At 39.2% G+C, this 17,940-nt stretch carries 17 protein-coding genes; 6 read left to right on the top strand and 11 right to left on the bottom strand.

Annotation, left to right across the window (positions count from 1 at the left end; translation table 11 throughout):
* Window positions 1–230: 230 nt before the first annotated feature.
* Complete coding sequence (locus QY309_03465; protein WKZ60537.1) at window positions 231–4,187, bottom strand: hypothetical protein; 3,957 nt, start codon at window positions 4,185–4,187, stop codon at window positions 231–233.
* A gap of 275 nt (window positions 4,188–4,462) precedes the next feature.
* Here QY309_03465 and QY309_03460 point away from each other — a divergent pair, with 275 nt between their 5' ends.
* Window positions 4,463–5,101, top strand: coding sequence for a response regulator transcription factor (locus QY309_03460; protein ID WKZ60536.1), 639 nt, complete (start codon window positions 4,463–4,465; stop codon window positions 5,099–5,101).
* 546 nt (window positions 5,102–5,647) lie between these two features.
* On the opposite strand, the gene QY309_03455 is transcribed toward QY309_03460, so the two are convergent.
* From QY309_03455 to QY309_03440, 4 genes are read right to left on the bottom strand one after another with little or no spacing between them, the layout of a single operon-like run.
* A complete protein-coding gene (locus tag QY309_03455) occupies window positions 5,648–6,955 on the bottom strand; it encodes a hypothetical protein (protein ID WKZ60535.1) in 1,308 nt (435 codons plus the stop codon).
* Window positions 6,948–7,394: a hypothetical protein gene (locus tag QY309_03450; GenBank protein WKZ60534.1), complete on the bottom strand. Its 447-nt coding sequence runs from the start codon at window positions 7,392–7,394 to the stop codon at window positions 6,948–6,950. Before QY309_03450 ends, QY309_03455 begins: the two co-directional genes overlap by 8 nt.
* A complete protein-coding gene (locus tag QY309_03445; protein ID WKZ60533.1) occupies window positions 7,387–8,094 on the bottom strand; it encodes a hypothetical protein in 708 nt (235 codons plus the stop codon). The genes QY309_03450 and QY309_03445 overlap by 8 nt, the downstream gene beginning before the upstream one ends.
* Window positions 8,095–8,117: 23 nt before the next feature.
* On the bottom strand, window positions 8,118–8,708 hold the full coding sequence (locus QY309_03440) for a hypothetical protein (GenBank protein ID WKZ60532.1): 591 nt from the start codon (window positions 8,706–8,708) through the stop codon (window positions 8,118–8,120).
* A gap of 223 nt (window positions 8,709–8,931) precedes the next feature.
* Here QY309_03440 and QY309_03435 point away from each other — a divergent pair, with 223 nt between their 5' ends.
* Both QY309_03435 and QY309_03430 read left to right on the top strand, forming a co-directional pair.
* On the top strand, window positions 8,932–9,510 hold the full coding sequence (locus QY309_03435) for a recombinase family protein (protein ID WKZ60531.1): 579 nt from the start codon (window positions 8,932–8,934) through the stop codon (window positions 9,508–9,510).
* Between the two features lie 255 nt (window positions 9,511–9,765).
* On the top strand, window positions 9,766–10,119 hold the full coding sequence (locus QY309_03430; protein WKZ60530.1) for a hypothetical protein: 354 nt from the start codon (window positions 9,766–9,768) through the stop codon (window positions 10,117–10,119).
* Window positions 10,120–10,150: 31 nt separating this feature from the next.
* On the opposite strand, the gene QY309_03425 is transcribed toward QY309_03430, so the two are convergent.
* The 6 genes from QY309_03425 to QY309_03400 all read right to left on the bottom strand — a co-directional run bounded on the left by QY309_03425 (window position 10,151) and on the right by QY309_03400 (window position 15,801).
* On the bottom strand, window positions 10,151–10,882 hold the full coding sequence (locus tag QY309_03425) for an ATP-binding protein (GenBank protein WKZ60529.1): 732 nt from the start codon (window positions 10,880–10,882) through the stop codon (window positions 10,151–10,153).
* Window positions 10,883–11,029: 147 nt separating this feature from the next.
* Window positions 11,030–11,191 carry a hypothetical protein gene (locus tag QY309_03420; GenBank protein WKZ60528.1) on the bottom strand — a complete coding sequence of 54 codons (162 nt, stop codon included), beginning with the start codon at window positions 11,189–11,191 and terminating at the stop codon, window positions 11,030–11,032.
* 315 nt (window positions 11,192–11,506) lie between these two features.
* Complete coding sequence (locus QY309_03415; GenBank protein ID WKZ60527.1) at window positions 11,507–12,556, bottom strand: IS481 family transposase; 1,050 nt, start codon at window positions 12,554–12,556, stop codon at window positions 11,507–11,509.
* Window positions 12,557–12,630: 74 nt separating this feature from the next.
* Window positions 12,631–13,242, bottom strand: a complete 612-nt coding sequence (locus tag QY309_03410) for a TniB family NTP-binding protein (GenBank protein ID WKZ60526.1) — start codon at window positions 13,240–13,242, stop codon at window positions 12,631–12,633.
* A complete protein-coding gene (locus QY309_03405) occupies window positions 13,223–15,121 on the bottom strand; it encodes a Mu transposase C-terminal domain-containing protein (GenBank protein ID WKZ60525.1) in 1,899 nt (632 codons plus the stop codon). Before QY309_03405 ends, QY309_03410 begins: the two co-directional genes overlap by 20 nt.
* Before the next feature lie 2 nt (window positions 15,122–15,123).
* Window positions 15,124–15,801 carry a TnsA endonuclease N-terminal domain-containing protein gene (locus QY309_03400; GenBank protein ID WKZ60524.1) on the bottom strand — a complete coding sequence of 226 codons (678 nt, stop codon included), beginning with the start codon at window positions 15,799–15,801 and terminating at the stop codon, window positions 15,124–15,126.
* 257 nt (window positions 15,802–16,058) lie between these two features.
* Here QY309_03400 and QY309_03395 point away from each other — a divergent pair, with 257 nt between their 5' ends.
* The 3 genes from QY309_03395 to QY309_03385 are packed head-to-tail and all read left to right on the top strand — an operon-like array spanning window position 16,059 to window position 17,827.
* Complete coding sequence (locus QY309_03395) at window positions 16,059–16,598, top strand: hypothetical protein (protein WKZ60523.1); 540 nt, start codon at window positions 16,059–16,061, stop codon at window positions 16,596–16,598.
* A 15-nt stretch (window positions 16,599–16,613) separates the two neighbouring features.
* On the top strand, window positions 16,614–17,009 hold the full coding sequence (locus QY309_03390; protein ID WKZ60522.1) for a hypothetical protein: 396 nt from the start codon (window positions 16,614–16,616) through the stop codon (window positions 17,007–17,009).
* 8 nt (window positions 17,010–17,017) lie between these two features.
* Window positions 17,018–17,827 carry an ImmA/IrrE family metallo-endopeptidase gene (locus QY309_03385; GenBank protein ID WKZ60521.1) on the top strand — a complete coding sequence of 270 codons (810 nt, stop codon included), beginning with the start codon at window positions 17,018–17,020 and terminating at the stop codon, window positions 17,825–17,827.
* Window positions 17,828–17,940: the final 113 nt, after the last annotated feature.

The raw sequence follows: 17,940 nt of genomic DNA, 5'->3' as shown, positions 1-17,940 counted from the left end.
GGACCATATGAAGGGCCAACAAATGTTCCTCCTACAACAGACCAATATACTGTACCCTGACCTGTGTATCCCGAAGTTGAATAACTATAAGTAGACCCTGAACAAATGGAGGTGGGGCCAACGATGTTAAAATAGTATTGGTACTGACCAAACGAATCAGTAAAACACCATATAGTAATCACTAAAACTAATACAATCTGTTTAGAGTAAGACTTTATTGGGGACATAACTTAGTTCTTAATGTTATAATAAGTGTGTAGAATAATATTCTCGTCTTGATCTCTGACCGCTTTGGGGCGATTAAAATCATCATACTCTTTGTAAGAGATTACATTATTAGGATCACACACCGTAATCAGGTTACCGAATTGGTCATATGAATAGGTTGTCATTCGTGCTTTTAACGGATGGAGTCTGACTTCATCAATAAGCATACCGCTACCGCCAATTGTCACATTTGATGAAGTTACTTGTTCAACCAACTCCCAGTCCGCAGTGCTCTTCTTCCAATATGTAAGTTTATAAATACCTGTAGCTGGAATATATACAGTCAATGAGGTTGTGCTGCTCTTCAAACCGCATTTAGCATCATTCGAAAAATCTGTTGTTGCTTCCTCAAAACCGTAATACCTAACCAGAAATGAAGATGAATTTGATACATCACCTAATACTAAATTTCCATTTGAATTAAGTACCTTGGCATTGGCTTGATCTCCATTACTTACTTCCTCAATTGGTACACCCGAATAGCTATGTCTTCGAGATACCTTACTTAAAAATCGCCAATCATCAGAAGGAGATTGAGCAACATCCCAAACTGTAAAAGTATGAGAACCAGTACCAAGCCAGCTATATGAATCCGCTGGCATCGGAACTTGGTGGCCATAATCATAATTCATCATCCAATTCTTCCAACGAGTTACGTAACTTTCGGTATATTGACTTCCGTTAATATCTCGTTTCACCTGAACAATTGGATTAAGAATATTCTTTGCAAGACAATCCGGGTACACCTGCCACGCATACGTATACTCATTATCTACGAGTTGGTTTTCGCCAGACGCATGCTTGTTTAAGACACGCTGATATGTCAATTGCTTTGTTGTGATATCATATCCATTAATGGTCTGAACTTCAATATTATCTCGTTTATCAATTGATTTATATACCCTAGGAATAAACATCCATTCAAGGCCTGTCGTACCATTATTTGCAACAATATAACTTACATTCCACATTGTGTTCGATTCTGCAACAAGAACACTAGTTGGATCGTATGCGCGTGTCCTGTAAGGACTTCCTGTAAGTAGTTTGTAATAAGCGTTTGCGTTTCCACTAGGTGACTCTTTCGGAAACGTGTCACCCAATTCCGTTTCTGATAAAAGATTAAAAAACGAGTTCTCAACCCAACCGTATGGCCTGAGCGTTGGATTGCTACTTCCTTCTACTGTAATTACTTTGTTGTATTGTGCATATCCGCCTTGAGGGTTCCATGTTGCATTACTCGCAACATAATCGAAACTGGTTGGTCTGCTTTTAATTCCATCGTTCACTTCAATTTTCACAACAGGATAGTCTTTCACAAATCCAGAAAATTTTTCATCCATAACCCTGTGAAGAGTCATACTTGTACAGCTTAAGAAGTTAAGGCTATTTGATGTTGTTACAAAGCTGTTATTACCTGCCAAAGGCATATACTTACTGTATGCATACAAAGAGTATCTGGGCGTAAAGGTTTTCGAATTAACCTCATGTAGTGTACTTAGTGAATTATTCTTAAAAAACTGCACGTAGAGTTTCCATGGAGTATCTCCTTCATATAGGAAGAAATTAGGCCCCATCCTCGTGCGTCCAGGCCATAATCTATCAGTTCCCGGTGTATAATATATATCACCACCATCAACCCAGCTACCATTTGGGTTTCTGAAATAATAGTCCTTAGAAAGTACATATACATTGTTACCCATTATGGAAGGATTCCAAACAACTGGATCATAGGTGAAACTGTAGTTCACATCAGATTTCCAGGTATTCATATTGGGGTTATATTCCTTTATATGACCAACGAGTGTTGGTGAAATACCATCAGATTCCCATTGGATTATATTCTCCCCAAATGAACATTTCATTTTATTGTAGAATGATTTATCTCCACCATCAATCCACGAGTTACCATTAAAACCTACCGAACGCATTGTTGTGCCATGAATGAATGACACTAGATATCCCCCACTTATATAAACATTTGAAGCTCTATGCATATCGAAATTCAAAGTGATCGGTGAAAGGCTGTAGTTTTCATTGATTTGGTAAATGCGCTCATATGCATTATCAGCCGTAAGTACAGCAAAGTTATTGCCTGCATGCCAATAGGAGTCTTCCGGCCCAGAATTAAACTGGTTAGAAGCATAGTATTGCCAATTACGTAACTCGTCTAAATAGTGAATTTCGACAAAATCTGTGAGATATTCACCCCTTGTATCATGGTGAATGATGTAATTGCTTCCCGATGTCGTATAATGTTTGTGTGTCGAAGAGGATGTTACTACGCTACTATTCCAAGAGTACCCATTCCAAACGTATCTGAACAATTTCCCTTTTCCATTACTCACTGCCACAAAATTATCTCCAACGAGTAATTTCTCCTTTTCATCATCATGGGAATCGAGATTTATATTGTAAGAATTTACGAGCCATTCCCCGGGTACTCTTTCATCCTTGTGATATATATATAGCATATAACTTGTTGATCCGTATACTGGACGTAGAAGTGCGAAGTGATTCTTACTAGTAGCAACCTGAAAATCCTGTTCTTCATAGTCTAACATCTTTACATTTCCCACTGATCCTAACGGCTTTTCTTTCCAGCCCCCATCCCATTGGTATACATAAGTCTGAACCGGGCGGGGATTATTATCGTGACTGGTCCCATTTAACTGTCGCCATGTCACAACCGTATAATCATCTTCAACGAAAACCCTAGGTTCCTTATAGCCACTTGGAGCTGTTACATTACGATCCAATCTGCTTTTTGCAATATCTAATCCTGTTGGGTGATAGGTAAAATTTACTGAGCCACCAGTTGGAAGAGTGATTGAATTTAAAATACCCTTTACAAATCCAGTTGTAACATAGGAAAATGAAGGGCCTGAAATAGCATTACCCAAATGACTTATTTTAGTTATTGACGTCAGTAGCCTCTTGGTCAGGTTACCAGCTCCTAACAAGTTAATCGCATATCCCAATTGGATTTCATAAGCAAAAACTCCATAGGTGGTTACTTTTAGTTTTTCAAGAAACCTCTTTTCATATCGCTCTTGGTAAGCATCAGGCTCAACAGCTTCAGTGTGGGGTTCGACAAACTCACCAGCGGCTTTATTCCCATAAATCAGTTCAACCTCGTTACCCCAACTATCTTCAATAAATCTCAAGTAAGATGCTTCGGTATGAAATAGTCCTGATGAACCCACCCGATTCTCGACATTTTCATATGTAAAATCAATTCTATCACCTATCAGATTAACAATTTCAGATATGCTCCAAACCAGGCCTTGTCGCTGTTGTCCTGTGCTCAAAGCACTATTGCCAATCCAATTGCCCCATTTAACAATCCATTGTACGGTATTTCTTCCACTGGCTTGATCGCCAAAGATATATTTTACACCATCATCCTTTATAATTTCCCATTTTTCCTGACCTGCAGTATATGTAATTATCCAGTTTTGAAAAGTCTCTACTTTATAACTTCTAGTGCCACCATTTATTCCTACACATATTAGTTTACTGGAGGCCCCGCCATCAACAAAGTAGTATTCATCGTCTTCCCTAGTTCCAGTCATTTTATTATCGACTACAATTTGACTTGTAGGGAGCGACCAACCCAACCCTAGCACACCTGTTGGTGCTTCGAGATTATGTATATCTACTTGATTTCTGACATTTGAGTTATAAAATATGGATACATCTATACTGAGTCCGTTTTTACTAGGTAAAGAAGCTAGATTCATTGGCAAGTTTACACTTCCTGTAAAAAGATTGACCGCATTAGCCACAGCGCCTAAGTTGTCAGCCGATAGATTAAATGCATTGATATTAGGTGCTACTGTAGGGTCAGCCTGACCAAAAACCATGAAATTATTGATCAAAATACCTGCAAGGCACATGAAAAGGATGCGTAGGACTCTCATTAAAGATTTAAATTTTGTTTGAAATTAACTTGAAGGATATGATTCAGTTAAATCATATCCACTCGTAGGGCAAAAATTAAAAATTTAAGAAAAATGAGAGTAATATGATCGTTAAGCTTTCTTACACTTAAAAAGTGTCGTAGAAATACGACACGAACCCTGAATCCAGATTCCTTTCAAAGGAAAATTTTTGATTTTCTTGAATAGTAGAACAAATCTTACTTCTTTATTACCTTGGCATTAAAAAATAAGGCAAAATTTAACGTCCCCCGAATATGCCTGTACGTACTTCAATTCTCGTAGCCGATGACCATGCGCTGGTCAGAAAAGGCGTCATCACATTTTTGAAAGTCACCAAGGTTGCCTCTAAATTTTATGAGGCAGCGAATGGTAATGAAGTGATTAACCTGGCAAAAAAGTACCCGATAGATTTGTTTCTCCTTGACATTTCCATGCCTGAGCTAAATGGCTATGAAACAGCCAAAATTCTTTTAGAACAAAATAAGCACACCCGGATTATCGTAAACACCATGTTTGACGGTCATGCCCTGGTGAATGGCCTTGTTCAGCTTGGTGTTAAAGGATTTGTTACTAAAGGCGATGATCCAGAAACGCTTGTTAAGGCCATTCAGGCAGTAATGAAGGGACGAACTTATATCTGCCCTAAAATGCGAGAGCATATCAATCTCAAAAATGAAGGCGCTTTGGATTTTGACTTTTCCGAGACTGAGTTAAGACTGGTCGAACTCCTCAGTCAAGGGTATTCAAGTGAAGAAATTGCTGAAGAATTGGAAATTTCTGTCCGTACAGCTGAAACCTACCGGCACCGTCTAATCAAGAGGCTCAATGTTTCGAATTCAATTGAGCTGGTGGAGTATTTTCATAGGAATGGGTTGTTGAGGGTGGAGTCGTAATCCGATCAATTCTAATTAATTATTACTAATTTCAAACAAATCGGCAATCCCTACTTCAGGGCTTCTCGTTGAGGCCAGGTTACCTACTAAATTCAGGTGGGAAGAGGTTATGTTTTTAATTTGATATCAAAATATTCTTTAAGCAGCAAACCGTACAAACTGAACTCGTTTTACCTTTATTGAAATATTAACTATTGAACCTCGAAAAACACCAGGCAACAAGTAATGTTTATGAAAACCATTTTCACTATACTAAACCGAGGTTCCTCCTGATATAACCAATGGCTCCGAATCATTCTCAAGAAAATTTCGGCTAATTGTTTCAAATAGTCAATTCCGTGATGTCCTTGAGCTTTCTTCCATTCAATACGCATTGAATAGCTTCGGACTGGCAGATTACTTCTTCTCTTTATTTCATGTTGTCCAAAAAGTCAACACCGAAATCCAAAATAGTGAATATAGTATATATTACATTCACTTGTGGATAGAGATGAGAAAGCAGTCAATACTGTACTTATAACACATGCCAGTTTGACTAATAAAAATTCATTTGTTCATATCCTCGAAAGCTGATTTCCATGCTTTCATTGCTTCAAAGGTCACTATTGGTCGATCTTCATACTTAGTTTCAGAAATTTTATATTTACGAGTGATCGCATCAATTCCTTTATTCAAATCTAATATGTAGTCGAGGTAATGAACGATATCATTAAGGTTTTCGAAACCTGAAACCAGTTTTTTTTCTTTTTCACGATTAAGTAAAAAATGAATTTCAGCCAGTTCCTCTTCTTTAAGGAACCTGGTGATATTTTCAATGTCACCTCTCATGACCTTTTTGCATACCGGGCAGTCACACACCAAGTCCTGACGAACACGCAGGATGGTTAGCGCGTTTTCGATTGTAACGAACTGATGCAACATGGGAATATAGTATCGCACAGGCGCAGCTCCACTCGACTGCCGAACCATAGAGAACATAGACTTTGACTCTGAATAGGCTATTCCATGGGAAATACCTGTCAAGCCGAACTTAAAAAACAGCATGCTAAAAAAGCCACCATACATGATCAACGTCTGTTTCCCATCTCGAGCTAAAAGTTTAATAAGGTTGCCTAAAGAAATTATTTCATTTTTTCTGGCATCCCGTTCATCAAAATTATCAATCCAAATGCAATGACCTTTGAAATTATACTTCGTTACCTCAGTTCGGATATGCTCAACGAACTCATCATTAAGGTTTTTACGCTCTGCGAATATAACCGGAAACAAATCAAGTTTTTTCCATCTTTCATGACTAGCAACATACTCCAATATTTTCGCGTTCAACTTTGCAGCTCCGTCACCCGCGCTGTAAGCAAAGTATGGTGGGGCCAAAAATGCAGGTCTTACATCAGGTTCAACTCCTTCAGGTAGTAAATCTTTTGATTTGGAAATTGTACTTTGAACAAGAGACCATTGAAACTCAAGGCAGTTATCAACAAAGGGAGATAATCTTTTCTCGTTCTTGGTCAGATATTCAACAAGTGTTCGGTAGTCGGTGCTTAGAAAAAATTCAGGGTTCTCGCCATAACCGGTAACAAGTTTAGCAAAGGAAGGTTTAAACTTTTGACTACCCTTTGCTATTCGCTTCTTAAAATCACTTAACGGATGAGCAAATAAGAATGACATTGGGTCAACGGCAAATGGTTGGCCGGTGGTGTAAATTACAGCAGGTGTTCCTTTATATTGATAGAGAAGAATATTTGCCGGAATAATCAAACCATCATAAGTGGGTTTCATGTCCTTAAGCAGATCTTTCTTCCTGGAAAGTCCATAACGCAAGAATAATTGAAGTTCCTTACTTTGCTTAAGCATATATGGTGTGAGCGTGCTTGGATGAAATTTCCTGGTAGAGCATTTTTTTTAAATTCCTATTCAATTGCGTACTTCTTATAGGGGCAGCTTCGTAATGAAGCTTAACTTCAGTAGGAGATAGCTCTTCATAAAAAATGATACCTATCCCCTCATGAATAAATGAAGTTAGGTCAATTTTCTCTTTCGACCAAATTGGTACCATCACGACTGAATAGTGACAATATAACTTACCCCTCAATGCTTGTTGAAACAAGCGTTCCCATCGATTCTTTTTTATTTCTATATTAGTGAGCTCCAATGTCCGGGGGTCAAATAAAACGATATCTAATTCAGCAGGATTTAATCTTACCCTAGTTAAAACTTTAAACCCTGCTTTAACTAAGCTTTGAGAAACCAAATCGTTCACAGCATTTTCTGAAAGAACCTTTCGCTCATTCATTGCCGTAGATCTGTTTGAACTCCCATTCATCACTTAATTTATTTTTTGCATGTAGTGTTACGGCCAAAAAAACCAAAGTTGTAACAACAACCAAAATACTGATCAAAAGCCATATGAGCATAATTTTTTCATCAGTCATTTTACCAGCTTGCAGAAATATTCCAATCAACATAAGTAAACACGATGCAAGGGTGCCTGCTCCCACCAGCCTGCAAAACATAATCATTCGCTTATATCGTGAGTTGATCTTTCGTTTACCTTCATAAAGACTATCTAGCGTTGCAAAGAAACTCTGGCCCTCAATTGAGTAAGGAAACTTCTTCGATTCATCATCAATTTTAGTGTTTTCAGCAACTAGCCCATCATGTAGTTCGGTTAGAGCCTCCTTGATCTTTTCATTTGGCAACAATTCATTTTCCCCGGTAGCATCATTCGTCTGATAAATGAAGCCTTTTAAAAAATCAACTCCCCACCGGAACCCACCTTTGTAAACTTCGTAGTATAATTTTTGAATCCTTGGTTCTATGCTTGCCTTGCGAAAATGGTTGTTCAAATCTCTTACCTTTTGCCAATTGTCATCACGCAATGTTTTTTCAAACTCAATTAATTTCCAAAAAGCCTGTGCGAAAAAGAGGAAAATAGCAAAGAGGGCAGCAATGACGGTAAGATTTGTGCCAAAAGCTTCTAGGAACTGACTCATGGTTTAGAGGTTAGGTAATACGTTTACCAGTCGATACCTAAAGCATCCTTGATTTCTGATTCCGTGGCGTATTGTGGATACTTTTGATATACATAGCGAAGAAATTGTTTAAGGTTCATTGTATTGAATCTCCTCTTCAGATCAACAATGTTATCTTTTTCTTCCTGACTCAAACGATTCCATATATTCAGTGCTTTATTTTTGCCTTCAACTGTCAGACTAAAGACTTCAGTTCCCTTATCCATTCCAAAGTCGGTCTTTTGATATTTGGTAAGGATCGTGTTTGAAATAAGTTCTTCAACATAGGCCTGATCAGCCGGGTTCGCTTCCTTACTGGCATCATCCTTTTTAGTTACCAGTCCTAATGATTCGAGAAAGTCAATCTCATCGTACACTTCGTTTGTCCAAGGCCCCATCCGGAATGGGTAAAAATGAAAATCATCCTCATCGGATACATTTTTCAGGAAGCCCCCCTCCATCTTGAGCAGGAAAAGCAACTTTTCCAATCGGGTTATACCCTCAACTGGCTGAGACTTCTGATTCTGTGAATTATCCATCCCCGCATAAAGCAATGCAAGCATCAGCTCAGCTTTGTTATTTACACCCATATCCATAAGCATTACTATTTACAAAATTCAACATCCTAAGGCGAATATTCAAACGAGAGTCGCTGAATAATATTAAATAAATTCCCTGAAAATCAACGCCAACCGAACTTTAAACACTTCATTTAAAAGTCTACGTAAGATAGTTTTTTTATATCATTTATTTAAACGTTTTTTGATTAATTTTTTGATATCAATTTATTGAACATTGGCTTTGGTAAAATATGCGCTTTTGAGATCAGCAGCTGGGGTCATGGATTCACTCAACCAGAGAAAATTGATCTCAACATATGCTTCAGCCAAGCACATTTCTGTCACAGAATGGATTGAGGATTCTCCGGGGGGAAAACGGCACTTTCCAAAAGCAAACATTGAAGCGATAAAAGCTATAAAAGCGGGTTCTATGCTAATCCTGTCCGACATTTCTGTATTGGGACCTTCATTTACCATTGTCTCTGATGCTCTTCAGAGGCTTCTCCACAAGAATATACGAACTTATGCAATCAAAGAGGATATCCTGTTAGACGGCAAAAAAACACCACAGCTCAAAGCCTGCCTACTTCTTTGTCAGAAAGTTGAAAAATCACTTATATCTCAAAGGGTTGCCAATGGTCGTATCAAGCGAGAGGCTAATGGAAAAAGTGTAGGAAGACCAAAGGGTAAAAAATCAGTTAAAATAAAATTGACCGGACGGGAAAATGAAATACGTGAATATCGTAAACGGGGTTTCAGCCTCTCTACTATCGGAAATTTAGTCAAAGCTAACAGGGCAACAGTCAAAACTTTTATGACCTTAAATAAGATAAAGTAATATTACTTGGAGCCATCAACTCTTAAAGTATCCTCGAAGTTCGATTCCTGAAAGCACTGATGCAGCAAATAAGTAATAAGATTTCTCTAAAAATCTAATGAAGGCCAAGCGTTGGCAAGCCTTATCTTTATCCAGATCATGATCGAATTCATTCAGGACAGTTACTCGTCCTAAGCGGATAATGTAGCGGGGAGTATCTTCATTATTTTTTACCGCGTTTATTCAATAAGGATATGGTAGTTAATACATACTATCATGCTAACAATCCTTAGAGCAAACAGAAGAGAAAAATACATCGGTGTAATTGGTGGCTACATGGAAGAGGTCTTGTACCATGATAAGATTCTGGTAAAGGTTTTAGAGAAAGTTAAAAGGACCATTAATCCCCCTCCGGTTGGATCCAGGCTTAGCGGCACGAGCAAATTCATGATACTTAGAGCATTCTCTAACGATGCGCTGATCGTTATCGCTACCCGAAAAATGAACAATCCCAAAAATACCAAGTGTAAATTGGTAATGCTGGTAAACAAGTCTGAGGTCCCTACACCTAAACTTCTCGCAGAGGCCAGATTACTAGCTAAATTCAGATGGGATGATGTCATGTTTTAGATATCGATAATGAGCAAACCTCAATCTGCAATTAAGCGGCCAATTGAGCAAATTCAACACGTTTAATCCTTACAGAAAGATTAATTATTGAGCCCCTAAAAATACCCGGTAGTGGGTTCACTATATGAGAACGATCATCACCGTAGTAAACTGCTGTGCCACCGGAAATAACCAGTAACTCACCTTCATTTTCATAACAATACCTGCCGATACCTTCAAGTGATCGATTCTTTCCTACGCCAATGTTACCCCCATTTAAGGCATATTGAATAGCATCAGACTCACATACGACTTCTTCTTTTACTTTCAGGGTAGATAGAAAGCCAACTCCGCAATCTACAATGGTAAATCGAAGAAATTCACCATCAAAACCCGATGAAATAAATATCGGATTGTTAGAGTGTGAATGCTTGCTTGCGTTTCGATAGAGTTCACGGAGCATTTGCTTAAACTCAGTTATATAGTGATACGGCACTACTTTTTTCCAGCTCTGTGTGAATGCATCATAAAAAAGATAATCATTGAATCGCTCGTATTCATGAGGATCAAAGGTATACACCTTTGATCCTGTAGTCATACATACCTTGTTCAACAAATGCTCCCAGCCCCCAAAATAGCCGAACATATCCTTCGTAATGGAAACCCGGACCGAACAAGCATTTTCCGGCCAGATTGTAAGGTTATTGGCTGACTTGTTAAGCATATAATTAATGGCCGCATAAACACTTAACAGATTTGAGTCAGCATGTACAACCCCTTTCATGCTGAACACGAATTTTGAGCAATAATGGCTGTTGGCTATCTGTATAATCCTGGAAATCAGATAATAGCTTTTGTAATCGGTCTTCAAGACTGGATTGTCTGCTTTATGAATAATTCGCAAAGTATTTTTGAATTTTAGATGTAAAATTTAGATAAACACATCACCGGCCGATTCAAATTCGACCTGATCAATAATTGCTGGAGTTATTCTTTCCAAGCCACTCTTGAGCGCAAGCTTTGCTGCATCTCTGATTAATGTATTAATTTCACCTATAGTGCCATTTGTACGGTGGTAAATTTTACTGGCCATATCTTTTTGAGATAAACCTGATGGTTCTTTTAAGGGAATCAGTTGCTCAAAACTTGTCAGCAGGCGCAGATAATTGTCGTCAGGTTCCCATTTGGGAAGAACGACTTTCTTAAACCTGTTATGTGTAATAGCTAAGACTTGATCTGACAGTCAGGTAGGCATTCCTTCCTCAAAGGCAAAGGTAGCCACCGCTCCAAAGAAGTCAAGGGCTGCGCGAGTGGCCGCGCAAAATCCTACACACAGCCAAAGCCACCCTTGACTTCTTTTCCGCTTGCGGCTGTTTGCGGCCTATGAGGAAGCAATGCGGACGAGTGATCATGCTGATTCATAATTTTGATCAACCATCTTCTGGATAGCAAGCTCTTTGGAAGCCAGGAACGTTTCCCAGGGAGTTCTTCCAAAGCAATACTTTCCTGAGTGCGTTCTTTGCTCGTTGTATTCTTTGATCCACACATCAAGATCTGCCTGAAGTTCTTCCAGTGACTGATACAACTTTTTCCGGAAGGCCACCGCATAGAATTCATCCTGGATGGTCCGATGGAAGCGTTCGCAGATTCCGTTGCTCTGAGGACTTTTTACCTTCGTTTTTGAGTGTTCGATGTTTTCGATTCGTAGATAGAGCTCATATTCATGATACTCTGCTTTTCCGCAATATTCGGTGCCACGATCGGTAAGGACACGCAGCAATGGAATTTCCTGCTCCTCGAAGAATGGAACGACTTTGTCGTTTACCATATCTGCTGCGGTGATAGCGTTCTTACGATCATACAGCTTGGCAAAAGCAACTTTCGAATACGTATCAATGAAGGTCTGCTGATAGATTCTGCCTACCCCTTTGATATTGCCAACGTAGTAAGTATCCTGTGCGCCAAGATAGCCCGGATGTTCAGTCTCAATCTCTCCGAGGGCTTCGCGTTTTTCTCGCTTACGCTCCATGGCGATCATTTGTGCTTCGGTGAGAATGATTCCTTCCTGAGCAACCTTTGCTTCAAGCGCAGCTAGCCGTTTAGCGAAAGTCTCCATGTCGTGGCGCTGCCAAACGCAGCGCACGCCAGCAGGAGACACAAATACACCGCGCTTGCGAAGTTCATTGGCCACGCGCACCTGCCCTAGAGCGGGTTGATCGATAGCCATCCGGACAACGGCTTGCTCAACTTCTGGCTCGACACGATTCTTTGGAATAGCTTTCCTGCGACTGACCTCTTTCAAAGCCAGTTCACCACCTGTATCATAAAGCTCTTTGATTCTGTAGAAGCTGTCGCGGGAGTAACCCATCATCCGACATGCCTGGCTGACATTACCCAAATGTTCAGCTAAATTGATAAGACCTAATTTCGTTTTGATTAACTTCGTTTCTGTTCTCATTTTCTGACAGTTTAAAGGGTTTAACTTGATTGTTTGCACTTCTAAGTTAACCCAACTGTCAGATTAAGTCGAAACTACTTCATGTTATGTAGCTGTATGTCTGAGGCGAAGATATTCAGCGCCTCATTCGGACCAAACGCTAATATGGGAAGTGATAGTTCCGATGAGAGATGTTTAATGGCATCCAGAATAATTCGTTGACGTCTGTTTGCCAATCGCTCTATATGCTGTACTTCATCAATCATCAATAACCTAACCCCATAATCACGCATATGCATGATAAGACTTCTCAATACGAAATCCCTTTTACTGGATACGTGTATGGGATGAAGCATAGCCGAAAAAATGGAATTATAAAATCCTCGTTCATCGGGATTAGGGGGCATTTGAAGACTCACTACCTTTATCTGACTTTTACCGTTTTCGCATGCCCGGCTTTCATTCAGGCTTTCAATTCGCTTTCGTATGGTGGTCTTACCATTATCAGAAGATCCGATTACCAACATGCAATGCATCCTGGTCACACGTGGACGGTCAATCATATCTTTTGCTTTATCAATAATCGACTTCGCCTTTTCATAACCGATCCACGTTTCGTGGTCAATTAAACGTATTCGCTTTTGAACATCCTCATTACCTTTCTGTAAGAGATATTCTTCAACTGATTTAGCTAAATGAGCGTACATAGGGATTTATTTCAATTTCATCAAATGGTTTAATTTCCTTGTTTTCAGAATCAACAATTGGAGGTAATTCTGGAACGGTCGATTCTGATTCAGCTTTCACCGAGATCACCGGATCTTTTTTCATTCTTGATTCACGTTCCAGACGCTTTTTCGTCTCAGCAGTCTTTTTTATCGAAAGTTGCTCCAGTTTCCTTAAGTCCTGGAATGTTGCATAAATGGAATTCTGGTCGATCTTTCTGTGACTCTCCTTCAGTTTCTTTACACTTTGGCGATAATCCCATATGCTCATAATATCGGGTTTAATATTGAGCACACTTCGTACTTCCCTGTATTGGGAATCGATAGGATCTAGAAATAGAATCGAACTGATGTTCCTTGGGTCATATCGAAATGTGAATTTTCGTTTAGGTTTACTTTTTCCAGCAATCGTTTCATTCTTAGCACCTATCCATCGTTTCAATGCGTCTGAGTAGTACCGAAGCTTTAGATAATGAACACCGGTACGTTGAATCGTCCGTTCAAAACGAGGCAAAAAATCTAGCATGAGTTTCTTCTCATCTGTATAGATGTGAGGCCTACCAATACCGGGATATCCTTCACCGCCTTTAAGTCCGGCTTCCCACATGGATAGCGGACTAATCCCGTGAAGACCTTCGTGTCCCTTTTGGTGATAGACTTTGGTCACCCATAGGGCAAACCATTGCTCAAATTCCGATATCGTGAAGGAAGCTGTTTTTTCCGGCTTAAAATTCTTACGCATTTCAGGGCTCACTTTCGTAGTACCGGTAAGATCCTTTAACTGTCCACTAATGGTGCCCATCAGCCTTTCAATATGTCCCCCATACTCTGGTCTTATTGGTGGTCTGTATTTCAATGTGATTTTATAATTCGCACAATTCTCCTTCATCATGGCCCCGCGAAATTCCTTTGCATTATCACAATGAATTCGTACCATTTTCCCATAACAAGGCCATTCAACATTTTCAAGCCCAATAGACTTCATATAATTGTCTTTCAATAATATCGCACGCGCTATTGCTCTACCCACTGCAAAAGCGCCTGGTGGGTCAAAAGAGATATAAAAACCAAGTATCACCCTGGAGAATACATCAATCAGAATGGTTATCCACGGTCGCTTAAATGCTTTTCGTTCAACTTCATCGACCATAATAATATCAAGCTGCGTATGATCGATTTGAACTAAGGATAATGGAGCATTAGCACCTGGGGTTGAGCCAGGTTTTGGATCGTATTGCTGTGCGGCTGTTCTTGGACCTAGACGCTTTGCATTTCTTTCTTTTTCAGATATCAATTTTATTCGTCTACGAACTGTATTGGGGTGAGGAACTTCCAGGCCTAGTTCTGAAAACTGATTTACGATTTGTTCAAATGTCTTGTTGAAAGACGAACCCTTTAAATACACCTCTTCAATGACATCAGCAATCAGATCTTCCTGAACCTTATCCAACCTACTTTTTCCTTTTCCTCCTTTACCTTCATCATCAACCAAACACCTTATATCTTCAAACGTACGATAATTCTTAAGCCATCTGTAAAGTGTTGAAGGACTTAGATCATGGGCTTTAGCCATCTTTATTAATGCGGCTTTATCACCACGTAATTCATTAAGAAATGGCTTAATGATATTATAGCGCATTTCAGCACGTTGAAGCCTCTTTTCGGGAATGGCTTCAATCGGAATATCCGGGTCATAAATAATTTCTTCTACGGGCTTTTCCTGTAGTTCAGCAATTTTGGCAATTTGATACCTACCCGTTTTCTTATTGCAGACCAAGACGCTTGTCTGACCTGAAGCTTTGTTGATTACACAAGCTGATCCTTGGTAATAGACTGTTTCACCTGCTTTGAGCTTTATCATAATTATTTGTATGGAAATCTTAAAAAATTTGAACCTGCATTTGCCTTAACAGAAACCCGTGTATTCATAAGCAGTTTCTTTTTCAGATTACACGTAACACGATCTTTGCTGACCAATACCCACAGGCATGAGAGGATGTCTAACATTTCTTCATCGGAAGTACCAAGCTCGAGCACCAGCTGGGGTGTCCATTTTTCAGGCTTGGAAAGAGTATTAAGAAGCCTGTTTATCATTATGAGGGTTGGCTCATTGGTCTGAAACCCCAACAGAAATGATAAATTTTTAACATACTGCGTTAAGATTTTCTTGTCTGTTATGACGTAAAAATCCCAACCCTTTTCCTTGGCAAATTCAATTGCCGCATCATATCGGGTTTTAAGTTCCTTCTTATGCTTTCGAAGGTATTCCCGTGTTTTAACCTCAAACAAGACGGGTTTTCTATTCGTGAAGTGCACCAGAAAATCAGGGGTATACCAGGATGATTTCCCATCAGTATTGGTATACGGTATTTTGATGGGCTGATCCTTGATGGTTACCACATCCGGGTCAAAATTCAAGATGAGAATAAAGCCTTCTTCCAAAGAGGATTCGAATTGAACGTTTTGGGCTTTAGCCGTAGACACTTCACCAACAACGGTAAAGCCATTACTTCGGACTTTTCTTACTGGGCCATGCTTCATAGGATAGATTTTGTTGAACAATACGGACTACTGAATTCGGCAGGTTATGATTTTCATGCCTACAGATACCTATTGCTAACAAGACCCATGAATGTTGCCATGTCGCCTTAAAAGTTTTAAAAAATCTCACCTTTATGGTTTGAATAAGAAAATTTTCAAATATTTTTCAATCTAGATGGTAATATTTGACCTGCTGGTTAGCATTATACTATAGTAAGATGGATCGAATTCAATTTGATACTTCAGATGGAGCCAGAATGCTTCGTAATTTACATGCCTATGCATATAGTCAATATAACATTCTGTACAGGCGGGAGATAAATGAACGGGGCAAAAGCTATGATGACTATGTTATCGATGCTATCGAGAAATATCTCCGTGCAAAAGATCAGATTTATGGCACTACATTTGAAATTGAGATGTACTTGAGAAGTCTAATCAAACAAGCCATTTACAATGACTTAATGCCTTATCAAAGAAGAGAAAGGAAAGCATTTAAGGAGCCATTAGAAGAAAGTTACCTGATTGAGATGCCACCAAATCATCCTGAACAGATATTGCGTAATTTTCCGGTCAATGACTCCTCCGAAATCGATAGGGATATCATCCTTAAGAGTATTGAAAATGCGATTAAAGACGATGAGGTAGTTAAAAAGATTTTTACCGCTGTCTGCATTCATGATTTCAGCCTCTCCAATCGAATAGGCATCTGTAAGGAATTCGGCATCAGTATTGATGATTTTAACAATGGCAGCAGAAGGTTTATGAGAATAGTCAAGAAAATACTTAAGAAATAGTAATCAAGAAAGAATATGAAAAGCACGGATGAAAAACTGATTAGATTAATTGATGAATACAGTATGTATCATTCCTCAGACCAGGAATCTGAAAATACACTTCGCGAGGCTGGACTTGACCCCGATCAAGTAGTTAATGAAACCTTACTACACATTAAAAGAATCAAGATGAAGCTTGAGGCTGAGTCTACCCAGAAGAATTTCCTTGAACTTCGAAAAACTCTTCTTCAACGGGCAAAATCAGAAGTTGAAAAACTCTTGAGCACCGAGTTTAATTTTGGTCACTTTCTCAAAACCAATAACATCAACCTCGCCTACCGAAATTTTGAAACAATGAATGAATCTGAAATACGGGAATTTCTGGAGCGGTATTTCCTTCTTAAATATGAAAACGAACAAAATGAAGGCTAGCTCACATTATGCTTCCATCGAAAGCTGAAGCCACAGCAAAAAAAATACTTGCCGAATTTGGCCTTAATGAAATCACGGCCCTGACATCTACAGATTTACAAACTATTATTCAGGCAAGGGGTGCTTACTATGAAGAGGTAGCCCTCAACGGCATGGATGGTAGAATTGTTACCTTCAATGGAAAATCAGTCATCTCCATTAATCAAAACATTGTCGGGACAGGAAAAAAGCGATTCACTGCAGCACATGAACTTGGGCATTTTGAATTACATAAAAACGTCCAACCACCTGCAGATACTCCATATGAACTTTGCAATTGGTATCAACTGGGTAGCCACGAAAAGGAAGCGAACGACTTTGCTTCGGAACTGTTAATGCCCACGAATTTATTCGTACAACAGTGTAAGGGAAAAAAGTTTGGGCCACAGCTTATCAAGCAATTAGCGGAAACCTTTCAGGTTACACAAATAGCAGTTATCCTGAAAATACTGAAAGCTAACGTCCACCCGGTGTGTGTGATCGCTGCGAAGAACAATAAAATAAAATGGTGGAAACTGTCACAGAGTATGGAGTCTGCTGACCACGATTTTGTTGCTGGCTGGACAAAATATAGACTCCGGATAACTTCTAATCTCCCACCACCTCCTGATTCGGTGATGGGCCAATTTTTTAAGTCAAATAAGTCAATTGAAACTCTTCAGGAGATTGACAAATCTACCTGGTTTTCAACCCACCCGAAGGACAATCCTGTAATGCTTGAATATTGCAATTATATTCGTGATTATGACTTTGGCTTAAGTGTAGTTTGGGAGGATTGAGAATCGTAACTGTCAATCCATAACCAATGAAGCTTTCATCGACCAAAATTTTAATATTCATTCGTTATGGATCAGCAATTATGAGCAGAGCTTCACAAAACGAAAAGTAGGTA

Source organism: Cyclobacteriaceae bacterium (genome assembly GCA_030584025.1).
Lineage (GTDB): Bacteria > Bacteroidota > Bacteroidia > Cytophagales > Cyclobacteriaceae > UBA2336.
The sequence above is the reverse complement of the archived record's forward strand: the minus strand, read 5'-3'. Positions and strand labels throughout refer to the sequence as shown.